This is a genomic window from Pseudomonas sp. WS 5078 (assembly GCF_012985745.1).
Classification (GTDB): domain Bacteria; phylum Pseudomonadota; class Gammaproteobacteria; order Pseudomonadales; family Pseudomonadaceae; genus Aquipseudomonas; species Aquipseudomonas lundensis_A.
Window position 1 is genome coordinate 1 of the sequence record NZ_JAAQWX010000022.1, and the last position, 17,942, is coordinate 17,942.

Annotated in this window: 14 protein-coding genes; 7 read left to right on the forward strand and 7 right to left on the reverse strand. The window is 59.0% G+C overall.

All coding sequences use genetic code 11. The features are described from left to right. From HBN68_RS21485 to HBN68_RS21510, 6 genes are all read left to right on the forward strand, one after another. On the forward strand, positions 1-182 hold a 182-nt coding region (locus tag HBN68_RS21485; protein ID WP_222931634.1), incomplete at its 5' end, for a DUF6482 family protein. Positions 183-511: 329 nt separating this feature from the next. Then, positions 512-1,039: a fimbrial protein gene (locus HBN68_RS21490; protein WP_169966107.1), complete on the forward strand. Its 528-nt coding sequence runs from the start codon at positions 512-514 to the stop codon at positions 1,037-1,039. A gap of 99 nt (positions 1,040-1,138) precedes the next feature. Beyond that, positions 1,139-1,867 (forward strand): molecular chaperone, encoded by a 729-nt coding sequence (locus HBN68_RS21495; RefSeq protein ID WP_169966105.1) that lies wholly within the window; start codon positions 1,139-1,141, stop codon positions 1,865-1,867. Positions 1,868-1,882: 15 nt separating this feature from the next. Further along, a complete protein-coding gene (locus HBN68_RS21500; RefSeq protein WP_169966103.1) occupies positions 1,883-4,528 on the forward strand; it encodes a fimbria/pilus outer membrane usher protein in 2,646 nt (881 codons plus the stop codon). Positions 4,529-4,553: 25 nt separating this feature from the next. Then, positions 4,554-5,867, forward strand: a complete 1,314-nt coding sequence (locus HBN68_RS21505; protein ID WP_169966101.1) for a fimbrial protein — start codon at positions 4,554-4,556, stop codon at positions 5,865-5,867. Between the two features lie 2 nt (positions 5,868-5,869). After that, positions 5,870-6,631 carry a molecular chaperone gene (locus HBN68_RS21510; protein WP_169966099.1) on the forward strand — a complete coding sequence of 254 codons (762 nt, stop codon included), beginning with the start codon at positions 5,870-5,872 and terminating at the stop codon, positions 6,629-6,631. 12 nt (positions 6,632-6,643) lie between these two features. Here the strand turns inward: HBN68_RS21510 and HBN68_RS21515 are convergent, their stop codons facing one another. From HBN68_RS21515 to HBN68_RS21540, 6 genes are all read right to left on the reverse strand, one after another. After that, positions 6,644-7,291, reverse strand: coding sequence for a response regulator (locus tag HBN68_RS21515; RefSeq protein WP_169966097.1), 648 nt, complete (start codon positions 7,289-7,291; stop codon positions 6,644-6,646). 69 nt (positions 7,292-7,360) lie between these two features. After that, a complete protein-coding gene (locus HBN68_RS21520; protein WP_169966095.1) occupies positions 7,361-10,582 on the reverse strand; it encodes a hybrid sensor histidine kinase/response regulator in 3,222 nt (1,073 codons plus the stop codon). Positions 10,583-10,701: 119 nt separating this feature from the next. Then, entirely contained in the window at positions 10,702-11,892 is a 1,191-nt protein-coding gene (locus HBN68_RS21525) for an EAL domain-containing protein (RefSeq protein WP_169966093.1), read from the reverse strand. Further along, on the reverse strand, positions 11,882-14,716 hold the full coding sequence (locus tag HBN68_RS21530) for an ATP-binding protein (protein WP_169966091.1): 2,835 nt from the start codon (positions 14,714-14,716) through the stop codon (positions 11,882-11,884). The genes HBN68_RS21525 and HBN68_RS21530 overlap by 11 nt, the downstream gene beginning before the upstream one ends. 91 nt (positions 14,717-14,807) lie before the next feature. Then, a complete protein-coding gene (locus HBN68_RS21535; protein WP_169966089.1) occupies positions 14,808-15,692 on the reverse strand; it encodes a Dyp-type peroxidase in 885 nt (294 codons plus the stop codon). 97 nt (positions 15,693-15,789) lie between these two features. Beyond that, on the reverse strand, positions 15,790-17,106 hold the full coding sequence (locus HBN68_RS21540; protein ID WP_094994811.1) for a methyl-accepting chemotaxis protein: 1,317 nt from the start codon (positions 17,104-17,106) through the stop codon (positions 15,790-15,792). Between the two features lie 223 nt (positions 17,107-17,329). Here HBN68_RS21540 and HBN68_RS21545 point away from each other — a divergent pair, with 223 nt between their 5' ends. Next, the gene (locus HBN68_RS21545) at positions 17,330-17,560 is read left to right on the forward strand and encodes a DUF6555 family protein (RefSeq protein ID WP_094994812.1); all 231 of its coding nucleotides are present in this window, start codon (positions 17,330-17,332) and stop codon (positions 17,558-17,560) included. A gap of 55 nt (positions 17,561-17,615) precedes the next feature. Here HBN68_RS21545 and HBN68_RS21550 read toward each other — a convergent pair whose 3' ends face one another. Further along, positions 17,616-17,780, reverse strand: a complete 165-nt coding sequence (locus HBN68_RS21550) for a metallothionein (RefSeq protein ID WP_094994813.1) — start codon at positions 17,778-17,780, stop codon at positions 17,616-17,618. Positions 17,781-17,942: the final 162 nt, after the last annotated feature.

Below are 17,942 nucleotides of genomic sequence, written 5' to 3' on the forward strand. Positions count from 1 at the left end.
TTGACGAGGCGGCCAAGCCGATGCACCTGCGTTCGATGACCCACCTGCGTGATTTGCTGCAGACCGTGCCGGCATTTCCTTGTGTGCTGGTGCAGCAATGCGTGCATGACGAAATGTGTGGCCGGGACACTGAGCCTGTCGGAGAGCTGCGAATTCCGTTTTCGCTCTCCACGCCGTTATGAACGCGAAGGCGTCGCACATAACTGAATGAGCGTTACTCGACGGTTTGGGCGATCCGTTGGCCTTCGATCCCGGGGGTAAGGTCGCGTCCAAACCCTGCTCAAAAAGACCGTGTCCCCGTACCGAATCATGGCTTGCCTCACGGTGAGCCATTTTTTTTGCCTGTCGAAAATCTACCTCGCCTGAATCGCCCTCACCGGCCTTTTAAGAATCGTCTGATTAAAGCCCCGCCCTGCCCCCGATAACCTGCACTGGCTGAATCTGCTCCTGACCGACTCCACGAAGAATGGGTTGGGCTCGAGCCTCATCTCCAGTTATCAGGATTATTACTATGAAGCGTACTGCTCTGCTCATCGCGATGACGGCCTTCCCGGCGATCTCTTTCGCCGCCAGCCAAAACACCATCACGTTCAAAGGCCAGGTCTCTGACCAGACGTGCCAGGTGTCGGTCAACGGCAACTCCGGCAGCCCGATCGTGTTGTTGCCAACCGTGGCGTCCAGTGATCTGGATACCGCAGGCAAGTTCGCCGGGGAAACGCCTTTCACCATCGCAGTGACAGGTTGCACCGCCCCCACCACGGGCGACCTGAACATTCGCACCACGTTCCTGGGTGCCAACGTCAACGCAGGCGGCAACCTGGGCAATACCGGGACAGCACAAAACGTTGCCATCCAATTGCTGGATGCCACCGGTGGCACGCCTATCACCCTGAGCGGCATGACGTCTGTTGAAGGTCTGGTACTGAAAAAAGACGAAACCGCCACCAGCCACGACTTCGCTGCACGTTACATCAGCACGGGCGCCGCCACGGCCGGTACCGTTTCGGCGTCGGCTCAATACGCCCTCGACTACCTGTAAGCGTAACCCCGGACCTGTCGTCTTCGCGCTTTGCGAGGCGGCGGGTCCGCCCCCCGATTGTCCTTTTCTATTGTCCCAGCCTTTCGGAAGGAGTTGGCCATGACCTGCCTGAAACGCTTAGCCCTGTCCGTCGGTTTGCTGATAGGCGTAACGCTTGCCCAGAGCGCGATGGCCAGTGTGGTCATGAACGGAACGCGGGTTATCTACCCGGCCGACATTCGCGAAAAAGCCCTGCAACTCACCAGCCATGACGCGTACCCCAATCTGGTGCAGATCTGGGTGGATAAAGGCGACCCGACGTCGACACCACAAACCGCCGACGCCCCTTTTATCGCCAGCCCACAGATTTTCCGGATGAACCCCAAGGCCGGGCAAATCGTGCGTCTGGTGTACACCGGCAAGGACCTGCCGCAAGACCGTGAGTCGGTGTTCTACATCAACTTCATGCAAATGCCCGCGCTCAAGGCTCACGACATGGAAGCCAACAAGCTGATGCTCACCGTGAGCAGCCGGATGAAGATTTTTTATCGCCCGCAAAATATTCGCGGTACCCCCGAAGACATCGGCAAGTCGATGACCTTCACCTTGCAAGGCAACGGCTCAAACCAGCGCCTGAGCGCTGAAAACAACAGCGGTTATCACGCGGTTATCCGCGAAGCCAACCTGCTGGTGGGCGCCAAGCCGGTCAACGTGGCCAAGGCCGTGATGATCCCGCCCTTCTCCAAGGTGCAATGGCCAGTCAAAGGGGCCAGCGCCGGGAATCAATTGCGCTTGACGCTGGTGAACGATTACGGCGCAGACGTCACCACCGACCAGCCTGTTCAGTAACCTCGAGAAATACACATGTCCACGGCTCAATACATCCCCTGCCGGATCCGCACACGCGCCCCGCATAGCCGCTGGTTGTGGGCCATGTTGCTGGTGCCGTCGATCCTGTGTGGTGTATTGACGGCGGGCACGGCACAGGCACAAACCGAGACAGCGAGTACCGACGACTACCAGTTCGACGACAACATGATGTTTGGCGGCGGCTCCCTGTCGCGCTTCAATAAAATCAACGCCATTGATCCGGGCAACTACACGGTCGACCTGTACCTCAATGACCGTTTTGTCGAGCGCGTGCCCGTGCAGTTTGTCGCGGTGGCGCAGGGCGATGTGCAACCTTGTCTGCCAAGGGCGCTGCTGGAAGGCGCAGGCGTGCTGGCCACGGCAATCACCGAAACACCCGGCAGCGATTGTCAGTTGCTCAGCGACACGGTCAAAGGCGCCAGCAGCCATTTCGATTTCGCTCAATTGCGCCTCGATATCAGCATGCCGCAAAGCCTGATGCTGCGGGTGCCGCGTGGCTATGTGTCGCCGCAGAACCTAGACGCGGGCGACACCATCGGGTTCATCAACTACAGCGCCAACCAGTACCACGTCAGCCGCAGCGGCAGTCATGCTCAAGACTCCGACTCCAGCTATGTGGCATTCAACAGTGGCCTGAACCTGGGCATGTGGCGCCTGCGTCAGCAAGCGTCCCTGCGCTATGACTCGAAAAACGGCAGCGACTGGAACGCCACCCGCACGTATGTGCAACGTGCTCTGCCAAGCCTGCGCAGCGAACTGACGGCGGGCGAAGGCTACACCTCAGGTCGTTTTTTCTCCGGACTGGGTTTTCGCGGGGTACAAATCACCTCCGACGAACGCATGCTGCCCGAATCGGTGCGCGGCTATGCGCCGACTGTGCGCGGCATTGCCAAGACCAACGCCAAGGTCACTGTCCGCCAGAATGGCAATGACATTTACGAAGCCACCGTCGCACCGGGGCCGTTTGAAATCAGCGACCTGTACGCCACCAACTACAACGGCGACCTTGAGGTCACGGTGCAGGAAGCGGACGGCAGCATCAGCCGCTTCAGCGTACCGTTCTCGGCAGTGCCGGAATCGCTGCGTCCGGGCACCTCGCGTTACAGCGCGGCCGTGGGCAAGACCAGCGACGTGGGCGACAACGACCTGTTCAGCGAATTCACCTATCAGCGCGGCCTGACCAACACCCTCACTGCCAACACCGGTTTGCGGGTCGCGGACGGCTATCAGGCACTGGTGTTCGGTGGCGTCTATGCCAACTGGCTGGGGGCGTTCGGCCTTGATGCCACCTACTCGCGCGCCGACATGCCGCAAGAAGGGCTGGTCGATGGCTGGATGGCGCGCCTGTCATACAGCCGCACCTTCGCACCGACCAACACCACGCTGTCGATTGCCGGTTACCGCTACTCAACCGCCGGTTATCGCGACCTTGGTGATGTGCTCGGTGTGCGCGAATCCCTGCACAAAGGTGAGGTGTGGGACTCGGCCAGCTACCTGCAACGCTCGCGCTTCGAAGTGTCCGTGAACCAAAGCCTGGAATCGTACGGCTCGATTTATGTGTCGGGCTCGACTCAGGACTACCGCAACGGCCGCGAGCGCGACACGCAACTGCAATTGGGTTATGCCAACACCCTGCAAAATTCGGTGAGCTTTAACCTGTCGGTCTCGCGCCAATCCACCGGCAGCGTCGAGAACACCCGTTTCGGCGGCTATGACGGCCACAACGCGGGCAATAACGTCAACGGCGGGAGCTGGAACCCGGCCTCCCCCGGCACGACTGAAACGGTCACATTGCTCTCGGTCTCGTTCCCGCTGGGCAGCCCGTCGAAAAGTAACACACCGACATTGAGCAACTCTGTCAGCCACAGCTCAACCTACGGCAACGTGTACCAGACCTCGATGTCCGGCACCGCCGGGACTGAACAGACCCTGAGCTACGGCGTGGATGTGTCCCACGACGCCGAACAGAAACAGAACACCTGGAGCGGCAACCTGCAAAAACGCTTGCCCAAGACCAGCCTCGCCCTCAGCGCGTCCAAAGGGGAAGATTACTGGCAAGCGTCCGGCAGCGCCCGCGGTGCAGTGGCACTCCACAGCGGAGGTGTGACCTTCGGCCCTTATCTGGGGGATACCTTTGCGTTGGTAGAAGCCAAAGGCGCCAGCGGTGCAAAAGTCATGAACAGCCAAGGCACGACCATTGATGACGCGGGTTATGCGCTGGTGCCAGCGCTCACGCCCTACCGCTACAACACCGTGGCCATCACCCCGGAAGGCATGAACCAGAAAACCGAACTCGACGATGGCCAGCGTCGTGTGGCGCCATATGCCGGTGCCGCGGTCAAGATCACGTTCAAGACTCGCAGTGGCAACGCCCTGCTGGTCAAGGCCCTGCTGCCCGACAACCAGGCCGTACCGATGGGCGCGGATGTACTCGATGAAACCGGCAGCGTGATTGGCATGGTGGGTCAAGGTAGCCAAGCCTACTTGCGCAGCGAGAAGCCAGCAGGCGCACTGACCTTGCGCTGGGGCGATCGCCCTGAAGAGCAATGCGTCCTGCACTACGACATCTCCGGGCGCGATCTGGACCAGCCATTGCTGCGTGTGACCAGCGACTGCCGCCCAGTGGATTCATCGCTTTAATTCACCCCGAAAATCGAGGCTTTCTATGTTCACTCTACGCCCACGATTGAATCAGTTACTGCTGCTGGCGCTGACACTCGTCTTACTTCCCACTGCTGAGGCCACCTGCCGACGGGTCTACAGCGGCATCACCGTACTGGACTCTAATTCAGCGCAAATCAACTTTGGCCGAATCAATCTCACCAGCACCTACCTGCAACCGGTGGGGACGCCGCTGGGCACGACGATTGTCGACAGCGCCGCCGCCACGGGCCTCAACAGCGAAACGGTGCTGTGGGAATGCGACCTGGCGGACAAAGACGAGCTGTATGAACTCTTTGCCACCAACGGCGACGACCGAGTTGGTGGCTACTGGGAAATTGGCAACGGTGCCGGCACTTCGACCAACGACGGATTGCCCGGCTACTACGCCACTTACTTCCCCTATGTTGGGCTCAAACTGACGCACCTCAATTCCGGCAAGGTGTTCACCCGCTACTGGCAGCAAAGCAAAATCACCCAATACGACGTGGTCGGCAACAAGCTGCAGATCAAACCCAAGCACCTGAGCATGGTGCAAGCGGATCTGGCCCGCGTCTCCAGCCTGCCGCCAAGATCCGGCAGCGGCAGTAACTTTTGCGGCGGCCAAGCGGCAGCCAGTGGCAGCGGCAACTATAGCTACACTTGCACCCAGCCCAATGGCTATGTCCAATTTCAGGGGCCAGGCTACAAATCCGACACCGTAGGCACCGACTCCAATACCAATTATTACTTCTGGGGCCATTACAACGGCATCGCCTTTGGCATGCGCAGTGCGGCCTCCATCAGCTACACCGCCACCTGCGTCGCGCGCAATGTCACGCCACTGGTTGTTTTCCCTCCAGTCACAGCACAGGAGCTGAACAACAATATGACCCGCGAAAGCGATTTCAGCATCGAAATTGAATGCAGCGATCAGGCGGTGTCGGGGGTCAACACCAATCAGACTGCGCTGGGCGTGCAAGTCTCTTCAGCCGCGTATGCCAAGGCCGTGGAGCTGGGGTTGCTGACAGGGACACAAGGGGTCACGCATCTGGTCTCCAACGGCTACGGCACCGATCACTCCATCGCCACCGGGGTGGGCATTGCCCTGAACAAAGACGGCAAACCGATGAATTTTCTGGGCACCGGGATCGCCGGGGGCGGTAATGCCAGCGGCTGGTACCCGGTCAAGGACGGAGCCAGCGCCAACGGCAGCGCGGCCTCGGGTTACACCACATACACACAGACGTTGACCGCGGTACTCAAAACCCTGCCGGGCCGCAAAGCCACACCGGGCAAGGTGAATGCCACCGCCTATGTTCTCGTTAAGGTGCAGTAATCATGACTAAAAAAATCCCCTTCATCCTCACGTGCCTGATGCTGATCGGCCTGCTGTTTGTGTTCATTCTCCCGGCGCAGGCGGGCGTCATGGCGTCTCGCACGCGGGTGATTTACGAACAAGGGCAAACCGAACGTTCACTGATGCTGGCCAACATCAACCCCTACCCGGTGGTGGTGCAAACCTGGGTCAATGACGGCGAAGACCAGCAAGCCCCCGAGAAAAGCACGTCACCGATGATTGCTTTGCCCTCGGTTTTTCGCATGCAGCCGGGCGCGGTCCAGGGGTTGCGCATTCTTTATAACGGCGATGCGCTGCCCAAGGACCGTGAGTCCGTGTTTTGGCTCAACCTCTATGAAATCGCCCCGAAATCCAGCGCCACGCCCACCCCGGAAGCCGCCGTAGCGCTGGCCATGAACACCCAGATGAAGATTTTTTATCGCCCGAAAAACTTGCCCTCCACCGCGGACGAAATGCCCGGCAGGCTGACCTTCGCCCTTGAGCAACAGGGCGAACACTGGGTGCTGGTGCTGCGCAACCCGACCCCGTACCACGCGTCGATGGCGTCATTGCGGCTAGTCGACAAGGACAAAGAAATGGCGGTGCCGCAAACCCTCGACATGATGGCGCCGCCCTTTGGCGAAAAGCGCTACCGCCTGGCCCCGGGCAGCCAGATTAACCCTCAAGGGCTGAACATCAGTTTTACCTGGGTCGATGACGGCGGCCACTTCCACACACGCACCGCCCCGCTGCTCCAACCCTGAAGCCGCCCCGGCTCAAATCAGACTCATACTGATGCAGAAGGTCAACAAGGCGTGGTCGTTTTCCACATCCAGCTTGCGCATGGCTGAGACCTTCTGCGAACTCACGGTCTTCACGCTTCGGTTAAGCGAGTGAGCGATATCGCGCACACTCATGCCCGAGGCAAACCGGCGCAGCACCTCAAACTCCTTGACCGACAGACTGGCAATCCTCGCCTGCACCGCATCTGAGCGCTCGACGACGCTGGCCGCACCCTGACCGGCTTTGCTGTGCCATTTATCGCCTTTGGCCAACGCACCCAGCGCCAGCGGGATCTCGTTCAAGTCGCCGTTTTTCAAAATAATCCCGCCCACTCCCAGGTCATAAAGTCGCGACAGGATCAGGTTGTTGGTGAGCATGGTCAGTACCAGAATCTTTACCTCGGGAAAGTGCCGGATCAGGTATTCGATGAGCTTGACCCCGTCACCGTATGTTTCATCCCCCGGCATGCTGTAGTCCGTGACCACAATGTCGGGCTGCAAGCGGTGCAACTGCTCGATAAGCTCTGTGGAGGTCTGAGCCTGGCCCACGATCTGATAACGCTCGTCGCGCTCGATCAGCTCGCTTACGCCCATCAGCACAATCGGATGGTCATCTGCTAATACGACTTTTATTTTTGGCACAGGTACATCCTGTCAAAAGAGCGATCACACGGTGAACGGCTCAATCGGTGGCGTGGAAAAACGAAAATATCAGACAGCGGCGACGGCGCGCTTTATACGCGCCAACAACACCTCGATCTGATTGTGCAAGGACTCATCCAGTACATGACCTTCGAGGCGGCGTTCAAGTTCGCCGCAACCTTCGGCCAGCGCATGGGCCTGAACCACTGCCAGTGCGCCCCGGATGCAATGCAGCCGGGCTTTGAGTGCGTCACTGTCGCGCAGCGTTAACGCTTGCTGCGCGGTATTGATATCCGCGCTCATGGTATTGATAAACAAGTCGCGCATCCGAGCACTGACTACAATCGGAGCCTCGACTGCCGCGTGATCGTGATCCATTGCAACGGTTCCGGCCTCAGGCAACGCGTCTCCCGTGCCGATGTCGCAGGCGCGGGTCAACTCGCTCCATAACGTTTGCAAGGTCATGGGTTTGACCATGCGCGCGTTCATGCCGACGGCGATACACCGCTCGCCCTCCTCGCGCATGGCGTTGGCGGTGACCCCGATGATGGGGATGTGGGAATCCTGCTGGCGAATGGCACCGGCCAGTTCGTAACCGTTCATGATCGGCATGTTGACGTCGGTCAGCACCACGTCGAAGGCGTCCGGAGACCACAGGCTGAGTGCTTCCTGCCCGTGGGAGGCCAGCACCACGCGACAGCCCAGCTCTTCGAGCTGTTCTTTAAGGATGGTCTGGTTGATCGGGTTGTCTTCGGCCACCAGCACGCGCAGCGCCAGCTTCTCGCGGCTTAAAGGCACCCGGCCGGTATCGGCAGCGACCCGCCCGAGCTGGGCCAGCATCACCGCCCGCGCCAGCCCGCGAATCATGTGCACACCCACCTGCCACCCTTGGGGCGTGTGCTCGGGTTGCCCGGCACCCGGTACGCCAATCACCCGAGGGCCGTTCCATTCCAGCGACGCATGACGGCCCGGCAGCAAATCCACTAGTACCGCGCCCGGCGACGGGTTGATCGTCCCAGCAGACGCCACCAGTGCCTGTGCGCCCCATCGGTTCAACCAGCCGCAGGTGCTTTCAGCCAACTCGGTGACCGGAGCGCGCACGTAAACCGGCGACGGGCGCAACTGCAAGTCACTGACGGCCGGTAACGTCCCCTCCAGAATCGGTAGGCTCAGCAGCAAACTGAAACTGCTGCCCAGGCCTGGCTCACTGACCACGCGCAGTTGCCCACCCATCAACTCGGACAGGCGCATGCAGATCGACAGCCCAAGCCCAGTACCGCCCGACGAGTGGCCGTTGAACACTTGATAAAACGGTTCGAACAAGCGCTGCTGCTGGGCTTCGGAAATCCCCACGCCGGTGTCGGTGACTTGCCATTGCAACGTCACGTGATGCGTGTCGCGCTGCACCACTTTGAGACGCAGCACCACGCGGCCATAGTCCGTGAACTTGATCGCATTGTTGAGCAAGTTATTCAGGATCTGGCGGATGCGCGACTGGTCGCCATCCAACTGATCGGGTACCTCGGGGTCAATGCAGGCATAGATTTGCAGTCCCTTGCCTTCAGCCGCTGCCGCGTAGGCATCCACCACGTCCTCGACCATGTCGAGCGGGCAGAACCGTCCCGGCTCCAGCGCCATTTGTCCGGCCTCAATCTTCGACACATCCAGAATGTCGCTGATCAACTGCAACAAGGTCGAGGACGAGCGCGAGATGGTGTTCAGGTACACCTGCTGGCGCCTGTCCAGCGGCGTCAGTTCCAGCAATTCAAGGGTGCCCAGCACGCCATACAGTGGCGTACGGATCTCATGGCTCATGGTGGCCAGAAAGGTAGTCTTGGCCTGGCTGGCCTCTTCGGCCTGCTGCCTGGCGCGGGTCAACGCGGCGGCGTCGTCCTTGTGCCCGGTCACATCGCTGAAGGCGCACACAATCACGTCCTGCCCCTGGTAGCGCGTGCTGCCAAAGCTGACGTGCAAATAGCGCCCGCCCACCTCAACGCACGCTTCCCCCATGTCGGCTTGCTGCTCGCGGATCAAGCGTGAGATGTACTGAGAGTTGCCCAGCCACACCTGCGCCCTTTTGTTGGCCAGCAACATCCGGTTATCGGACTGACGCACCACGCACAAACCGGTGGGCGCGGTGTCGATCACTGCGCGGCTGAATATTTCGCTTTCAATCACCTGCCGATGCGCCTGCTCGGCCGGGCGCACCACGCGCAACCGATACCAGCGGTTTACCAGCCAGCCCACGTAAACGCAGAGCAAGGCAACGCCGAAAATACTCAACAACTGCCATTTTGCGTAGTGAAAAAAGCTGTCGTAGCTGATCCGGTACACCGCCGTCCAACGCTCGTCGCCAACGCCGGCGCTGGCGACTTTCATTTCCAGCCCGCTGGAGGTGAAGCGCATGCCGTCGGGCCGCGTGTTGTTTTCATCAAGATGCCCCAGCAACACCGCGCCCGACGGTGCAACCAGAGTCAATTCGTCAAACGCCGGTGTGTCCACACTGGAGGGGGTTTCAGACAGGCGCCGCACATTGATTAACGCGACCAGCAGCACCTCGCGATCATCACCGTCAAGCCGCAGTAACTGGCTCGGCAAATGGATTTTTATAAACCCGAATACCTTGGCGTTGCCTGCACTGACATTGCCCGTATTGGCCCAATACACCTGCCCTTCTTGCAGCGATGATTTGCGCGCCTTGAACAGTTGCAACAATCCTTTGCTGGTTTCCAGATAAGACGCAAGGCTCAGGATCGCCGCATGCCCGCGACGGGCACCGATGGCGGGCACGGCAAGGGTAAATTGATGACCGGACGGCAACAGAAACAATTGCGGTGACGGGACCACCGAGCCCGACCAAAACTCGCTATAGAAGTTGGCCAGGTGCATGCCCAGTGAACAGGCCGTTTGGCTGACCGTCTCGCTCGCGTCGCTCTGTACCAAGTTGAATGGCGTCGAAAACGAATACTCTTTGCCTTCGTAAATATTCACCCCTGCGCCATGAAACACCAACGTGCTTTGCAGCGGGGTGATGTTCTTGGCCAGTACATCTTGTGCGTCATTAACCGCACTGTTGACGTTGCTTAAAAAAAGTTGGTTTTCATTCAGACTCTCTACCAGCCGTGAAAAATGGTAATCAACCTTGTCCACTTCCACTTCCAGCAAACGCTGCAACGCCCACGCACAGGTGCCGACCAGCACGACCGCCACCCCGACCAAAATCAGGACGCCACGGTTCAAGCGCATGGAGCTCAATGCGAGTTTGCCCAGTGAGGTGCCGTCGGTGGTCATGGTACGTCCTGTAATTTACGTGATGGCCTGAAGGGCCCTGGCTCGAAGCTTAGTCGAGCGCAAGCCGGCCAATGCGTGCGGTCTTCACCTTTCAAAACAACGGGATGCCGTGGGTGATGTCAGTGCAGTCGCGGCGGTGCGTCTTCGTGCAGCAGGTGGCCGAAGTGGCCTGATGATACGGCACGCGAGATGAGAAAACCCTGCACCCGGTCACAGTTGAGCTTGCGTAACAAGGCCAGTTCCTCCTGACTCTCAACCCCTTCGGCCACCACTTCGAGCCCCAATTGCCGCCCCAGCCCAACGATACTGGCCAGCGCCGACGCAAGGTTCTCGTTTTCCACACACCCGTGCACCAGCGCACGATCGATTTTCAACTCGGTGAACGGCGTGGACACCAGATTGAAGTACGAGCTGAAACCCTGGCCAAAGTCGTCCTGCGCCAGCCCGAACCCCTTCATGCGCAACCGGCAGGCGCCGGCGTAATACTTGCTGATGTCCTGGGTGGTCGAGCACTCCATCAACTCAAAAGCGAGTTTTGCCGGGATCCCGCCTTCCGCACGCACGTAGTCGTAAAGCGCATCAGCCAGGTCATCGTCGTCGAGTAAATGGGTGGGTAAGTTGATCGACACCGGAATGTCGTAGCCCTGACTGGCCCAGCTCGTCTGGGCAGCAATCGTTTGCTTGATGAACAGCAACAACAGCTCTTTTTCCAGGCCCAGGCTCACCAGCGAGGGCAGGAAATCAGCCGGCATCAGCAACCCCAGTTCAGGATGGACCCAGCGCGCCAGCGCCTCGGCGGCCACGATATGGCCGTCGTGCAGGGATTTTTTCGGTTGGAACCAGGCCTGTAACGCCCCGCTGCTCATGGCGTCACGCAGGGTTTCCCGCGCCAGCGCCAGCGGCACGCGAGCGACGGGTTGTTCGGTGGTGATCAATTTATCCAGCGTGGTCATCAACGTGCGCACCGCCAGCGGCACGACCGGCTTGGACAACTGCCCCACCACGCTCAGCCCCATGCTCTGCGCCACCAGACTGGCGCTGACAATCATCCGCCGCGAGGCCGCGCTCATGATCGCGAGGGCAGGTTTGTGTGGCAAAGACGCCAGCCGCTGAATCAATTGCACGCCGTCCATACCCGGCATCAGCAAGTCGGTGAGCACCAGGTCAAACGGCTGTTTTTGCAGCCACTCAAACGCTTCATTGCCGTCACGGGCTGCTTCGACACGAATATTGCCCAGGTCGCGGAACAGGTTGAGCAAGTATTCATGCTGGAAGGGATGGTCCTCCACAATCAGTACGCTATACGGCATGAGACGTTCTCCCGGTTTGCTCAAGGCAGGTAAATAGGGCACTGAGGCCGAAGGGTTTGACCAAGCATTCATTCATGCCTACTGCCAGACAGCGCTCGCGCTCTTCGTACTGGGCGTTGGCGGTAGCGCCGATGATCGGCACGCAACTATCGCGTTGGCGCAATTGCGTGGCCAATTCGTAACCGTTCATGCGGGGCATGTTGACGTCGGTCAGCACCCGGTCAAAGGTCGACTGTTGCCACAGCGCCAGCGCCTCCAGCCCGTCCGAGGCCAGATCCACCGTGCAGCCCAACTCTTCGAGCTGATCCTTGAGAATCAACTGGCTGATGGCGTTGTCTTCAACCACCAGGACATGCAGGCCCAACGGTTTGTAGACACGCGTGCCCGGCCCGACAGGTCGCGCGTAGGGGCTCAACCCCTGGGCTTGACTGACCGCGCGTCGCAGGTCTTGCAAGTAGCTCAAGTTGACGTGCCATTGCGGCGTTTCTTGCTCGGGCGGGGCACAGCAGACATTGCCACAGGCCACAATCACCGGCCCCGGCCAACCCGGCGCCATGTGCTGCTCGTATTCGCCGGGGTACAGTTCAACCAGCACGGCGCTGCTGTCACTGATGTCCATGCCCGGACGCAACACTTGCGCCCTCGCACCCCAGCGGCACAACCAGCCACAGATGTTCTCGGCCATCTCCTGCATCGACGACACTACAAACACCGTTTCTGGCAACAACTCGACCTGCGCGTTCACGGGCGTCGCTTTGCTCTGCTCAAGGGGCAGGGTCAAGGTAAAGCTGCTGCCGAGCCCCGGCTCACTGACCACTCGCATGCTGCCGTTCATCAAGCACATCAGGCGCTGACAGATCGACAGGCCCAGCCCGGTGCCGGTAATCACGTTGGCGCGGTGGCCGGTCTGGTAAAACGGGTCGAACAGGAACGGTTGGTCTTGCTGCGCGATCCCCTGCCCGGTGTCCGTCACTTGCCACGACACGGTGACGCGCTCGTCGATCCGGCTTTGCACGTTGACCCGCACCACGATCTGCCCGCTTTCGGTGAATTTGACCGCGTTGCTCAACAGGTTGTTGAGGATCTGCCGGATACGCGGGCTATCCCCGATCAATTGATCGGGCAAGTGCGGGTCGATGTGTGCGTACAGCTGTAACCCCTTGCTTTGCGCGGCGGCCGAATAGCCGTTGACCACCTCTTGAATCAGGTCCAGCGGTGCGAATTCATTGACTTCCAGCGCCAATTGCCCGGCCTCGATTTTCGACACGTCGAGCACGTCGCAAATCAGCTGCAACAAGGTCGACGACGAATTCTGAATGGCGTGCAGGTATTCCTGTTGCCGCGGGTTGAGCTGGGTGCGACCCAACAATTCCAGGGTGCCCAGCGCGCCATATAAAGGTGTGCGGATTTCATGGCTCATGGTGGCGAGGAACAGGGTTTTGGCTTCATTGGCCTTGTCAGCCTCCCGCTTGGCCTGCTCCAGCGCCAGTTCGACTTCCTTGTGCGCACTGATATCACTGAATGCGCACAGCAACACGTCTTCGCACTTGTAGCGGGTGGCGATAAAACTGATGTGCAGATGCCTCCCCGCTACCGAAAATTCGTCGATGCGGTGAATGCCGTCGTTGTTGTTGTACGCGTGATCGATCCATTCATGGCACAACTCATCGCGCTCACGGCCGCGCCCCAGCCATTGCTGGGCGAGGGTGTTTTCCAGCACCACGGCACCATTGGCGCGACGCAGCACACACAACGCGACGGGGGCGGTCTGAATTACCGCGCGGCTGAACGCCTCGCTTTCGATCAGGGCCTGTTTGCGGTATATCGCCGGGGTGATTAACTGCCGCTCAATGCGCCGCACCAGCAAACCCATCACGAGCGCACTCCCAAACCCCAGCAGCAGTGCGATCAACAACGACTCGCGCATGGCTCTCAGTAAGTGGCTGAACTCCATCGAATACACCACGTGCAGGTCGGCATACCCCAACTGGTTGCGCATGATCAGGTAATCGGGCAACAGTCCGTCACCGGTAAATCCAAAATGCCGATCACCGGGAAACCGTTGCAGCGCCTGCCGCAGACCGGGGTTCAAGGCACTGGCGAAGATTTCTTCACCCTGGGCATTGAGCACCACAAAGTCACCCGCGTGTTTGCGGTTCATGGCGGCGGAAATATCCGCGCCTTCGATCTCCAGTCCGAGCCAGCCTGACGCCGGGTCACGCTTGTCGAGCAAGGTAAACAGGTACAGCGCCGCGTTTTCTGTCATTACCAGATTCGGTGTGGCGTTAAACCAATGTTCACCGGTGACCGGCGCCTGCGAGTGCTCAAGCGCTTTGAGCTGACGCAATACATCCTGATTCACGGCCACGGGGTTGAGTGCCGCCTGTGTCAGGCGCTCCGCCTGCAAGGCGCTACCTGCCTTGACGTATAGCAGGTTTATTTTTTGGCTGCGCAGGTAATCCAGCTCGCGGGAGGTTTGCCACAGGCTCCACGAATGGGCGCCCTGCCCAAGCACCAGCAGGAACTCGTCGCTGTCTTCTTGCACGTCAAGGGTGACGGTTTTTTTGTTGCGCACCGCCGACAGGCTCAGGTTCTTGAGGAGAATTTCATGGCCGGTAAAAAAGCGCTGGGCTTCGAGAATGGCGCCGCTCATATAGCCGCGACGCGTGGATATCTCACGGTCAAAGCTGGAATTCACATAGACATAGAGCCCGCCGAACAATGAAAGCAACAACGCCACGAAAAAAGAACGCAGCAACGTACGCGCTGCGATTGAGGTCGAGAACGAGGCATCTAACGGACGGAAAAACTGTTTGAGCTTCATGCTGCCAGCCTAGGGAGCCGGCAGCATTTGAAATATCAGACAAACCTTAAAAAAACGGTTCAGCCAAGGCAGGGGGTCAACACCGAAACGTTCAGGCAGCGCACACCGCAGTGAGGTCCAGGCGGCCGTCTTTCATGGGCGGGCACCAGTAATAACCGCCATTGAGCGGGCGGCTGTAGCGGTACAGGCCATCGACGATGCCGTCTTCCATGCCGCTCATGCGGCGCAGTTGCACTTCAAAGGCGTTGAGGGTGCGACCGAAGGCGACAAACATCAGGCCGGATTTGCCGTTTTCAGTCCAGGGCATGGAGCGACGTACGATAAAGGCCTCAGGCGTGAAGCTTTCTTGTGCAGTGCGCTTGACGTGGGCGGACGCCGGCGCGTCGTCCAGTTCCTCGTTGTCGCTCATGCGACGGCCCATGATGTTGTCTTGCTCTTCGCGGGGCAATGCCGCAAAACCGTTCAAGTCATGCTGCCACTGCTGGATGGCCACAAAGCTGCCACCGTCCAGTCCCGCGCCGGCATTGGCGACGATGGCGGCCTCGACCGCCGCGTCGTCAACAGGGTTTTCCGTGCCGTCTTCGTAGCCGGTCAGGTCGCGGTCGGTGCCGTAGCGGAAACCTTCAGTCACTTGCAGCAGGTTGAAAGCAGACGCCAGCGCAGTCTCGATTTTTTGGCTGCGGTGCAGCAGCTCCCCACGGTCATCGCCCAACAGCCACAACCAGAGGGCGTGCTGGGTCGACGGGTTTTCAACCATGGCATTGAGTGCCGGGAAGACGCGCAAGCCTTGGACTTTTGCCCCCAACGCCATTACCAGCGGCGAGCCAAACCCCGCCACCACGCTTTTGCCGTCCACCCACTGCGACAGAACGTCGAGTGCAGCCGGCAATGCTTCTACTGACTTGAGGGCGAAAAACAGGTAACGCGCTTGCGAAGGGATAGGTTTAGCCAGAATGCTCGACTGGTAGAGACTCATAGAAACTCCTTTGGAAAGCGCAGAGTTTACTCCCACCAGTACTTTTTCAGTCACCCGAGGGTTACTTTTCTTAGGTACAACCCTCGCACGTCAATGCTTAGGTCGACAGTTGATTTGCAAATTGTCCGACTGCATCCACTACTTTCTGGGCGCCGTCCTGAATCTCGACAATTACCGTGCCCGCCTCCGCCGCCAGCGCCAACCCTTCTTCCGCTTGCAGCTTGCCGTCGGCCATCAAGGTCACGGCATCACGGGCCATGTCCTGGTTTTGACGCACCACGTTGATGATCTCTTCAGTGGCCTTGCTGGTGCGCGATGCCAATTGCCGCACTTCGTCTGCCACCACCGCAAAGCCGCGCCCTTGCTCACCCGCGCGGGCGGCTTCAATGGCCGCATTAAGCGCCAGCAAATTGGTTTGCTCAGCAATGCCGCTGATGGTTTTGACGATGCTGCCAATTACCTGCGACTGATCGTTCAACGCCTCAATGCCATTGCCTGCCTGCTGCATGTGTTTGGCCAGGTCGCGCATCACCTCGACCGCCTGGGTCACGACTTTAGTGCCGCGCTGGGCGCTTTCATCCGTTTGCAAGGAGGTGCTGTAAGCAATGCTGGCGGCCTCGGAAACCGCTTGTTCCTGATGGATCTGATCGGTAATCACCGTGGCGAATTTGACCACTTTGTACAGCGTGTTATTCGCGTCCCGCACCGGGTTGTACGAGGCCTCGAGCCAGACATCACGACCATGACTGTCGATACGCTGGAAACGACCGGCAACAAATTCACCGGCATTCAGCCGCTTCCAGAACGCCTGATACGCCTCGCTGCCCTGCTCCTGAGGTGTGCAGAACATACGGTGGTGCTTGCCCTGAATCTGCGCCAGGGTGTAACCCATGCCTTGCAGAAAGCGATCATTGGCGGTCAGGACTTCACCCTTGAGGTTGAACTCGATCACGGCTGTGGAGCGCAATAGCGCACTCATCAGGTTTTCATGATCGCGGGAAGCTTCGATGGTGCGCGTCAGGTCGCTGGAGAAAATTGAAATCCGCAGCACACGGCCGCTGGAATCCAGAATCGGCTGCATGATCGAGCGCAGCCACGCCTCCTGCCCATCACCGCGTAGCAACCGCACGGTGCCGCTGAAATGCTCGTTGCGGGTCATCGCTGTTTTGAACCGGCGGTAATGCTCGTCATTTTTCAGGTATACGGGCACCAGGTCGTCAATGTGTCGCCCAACCAGCGAACAGTTGGCGTAGAGCATTTCTTGGGTAAAGTTGTGGTTGGCGGTCTCGATCCGTCCGTCCGCTCCAAGCGAGAGCACCAGCATTTCACTGTCCAGACTCTCCTTGACTTGCTGGAGGCTGGACAATTCTTCACGAAGAGCCGATAGCTCTTGCTTCAAGCGTTTGTTAAACATGGAGTACCTGATGAAAGGGATGTCTGCGTAGAACGAGATCGGCGCCAAGCCGATTTTCTGGAGCCAGTGAGACGACCGGCCATCAAATAAATTCAGCCTTTTTATGGATCCACATCAATCAGACGATTGATAGCAACGGACCCAGTGATCCGGCGCTCATTTTGAGTGAATTTTTTGAACGCCAGAGACTCACTTATTCAATACAGGGAGATCTATCTGAATCATGAACTCGGCAAAATTATTCATTATTGATTACACGCTGCATGGCAAGCCCAAGTCATTCATCATCCGCCATGCCGCGCTGGACAATGTCACGGCCTGGTACTGGGCGGGGTGTGATGCAGGCGTTGAACGTATTGCCCGCAATGAGCGTGAAGCGGCCAAAAAGCTGGATCGTGCGCAAATGGAGAGAAAAGGCATTGCCAACGTCAAGTGGCGCCTGGCTTCAACATGAGAGGCAACCGCGCAAACGCGCAGTCCACGACTGCGCGGGTCTGCACTCAGCTCATTTAGCGTTTTTCGCCGCAATGGCAACCACTGGATGATGCACACCCCTGGCCGTCAGGATGATGATCGGCGCACGCCTTGCAGCAGTAATGTTTACCGTCCCGCTCTACCCCTTGAGTACCGACTTTGCAATGACAGGTCGGACAATCACACGTTTGCTCTTTCATCGTGAACTCCATGTTGTCAGGTCGTTTCACCACGGCAGGATTGCCGCGTACAGGCAGTGACTGTAGACCGGTTGCGAGGGTTCAAAGCGTCTGCCCATCGGAAATTCCCCCGGATTGATTTACTGTGTGCGCCGTCGCCATTGATGCCTTGAAACAAAAAAG

Bases quoted from the DNA above. Each gene is read 5' to 3' on its own strand.
- HBN68_RS21490 (WP_169966107.1), top strand. From the start codon at position 512: ATGAAGCGTACTGCTCTGCTCATCGCGATGACGGCCTTCCCGGCGATC.
- HBN68_RS21495 (WP_169966105.1), top strand. From the start codon at position 1,139: ATGACCTGCCTGAAACGCTTAGCCCTGTCCGTCGGTTTGCTGATAGGC.
- HBN68_RS21500 (WP_169966103.1), top strand. From the start codon at position 1,883: ATGTCCACGGCTCAATACATCCCCTGCCGGATCCGCACACGCGCCCCG.
- HBN68_RS21505 (WP_169966101.1), top strand. From the start codon at position 4,554: ATGTTCACTCTACGCCCACGATTGAATCAGTTACTGCTGCTGGCGCTG.
- HBN68_RS21510 (WP_169966099.1), top strand. From the start codon at position 5,870: ATGACTAAAAAAATCCCCTTCATCCTCACGTGCCTGATGCTGATCGGC.
- HBN68_RS21520 (WP_169966095.1), bottom strand. From the start codon at position 10,582: ATGACCACCGACGGCACCTCACTGGGCAAACTCGCATTGAGCTCCATG.
- HBN68_RS21525 (WP_169966093.1), bottom strand. From the start codon at position 11,892: ATGCCGTATAGCGTACTGATTGTGGAGGACCATCCCTTCCAGCATGAA.
- HBN68_RS21530 (WP_169966091.1), bottom strand. From the start codon at position 14,716: ATGAAGCTCAAACAGTTTTTCCGTCCGTTAGATGCCTCGTTCTCGACC.
- HBN68_RS21535 (WP_169966089.1), bottom strand. From the start codon at position 15,692: ATGAGTCTCTACCAGTCGAGCATTCTGGCTAAACCTATCCCTTCGCAA.
- HBN68_RS21540 (WP_094994811.1), bottom strand. From the start codon at position 17,106: ATGTTTAACAAACGCTTGAAGCAAGAGCTATCGGCTCTTCGTGAAGAA.
- HBN68_RS21545 (WP_094994812.1), top strand. From the start codon at position 17,330: ATGAACTCGGCAAAATTATTCATTATTGATTACACGCTGCATGGCAAG.
- HBN68_RS21550 (WP_094994813.1), bottom strand. From the start codon at position 17,780: ATGAAAGAGCAAACGTGTGATTGTCCGACCTGTCATTGCAAAGTCGGT.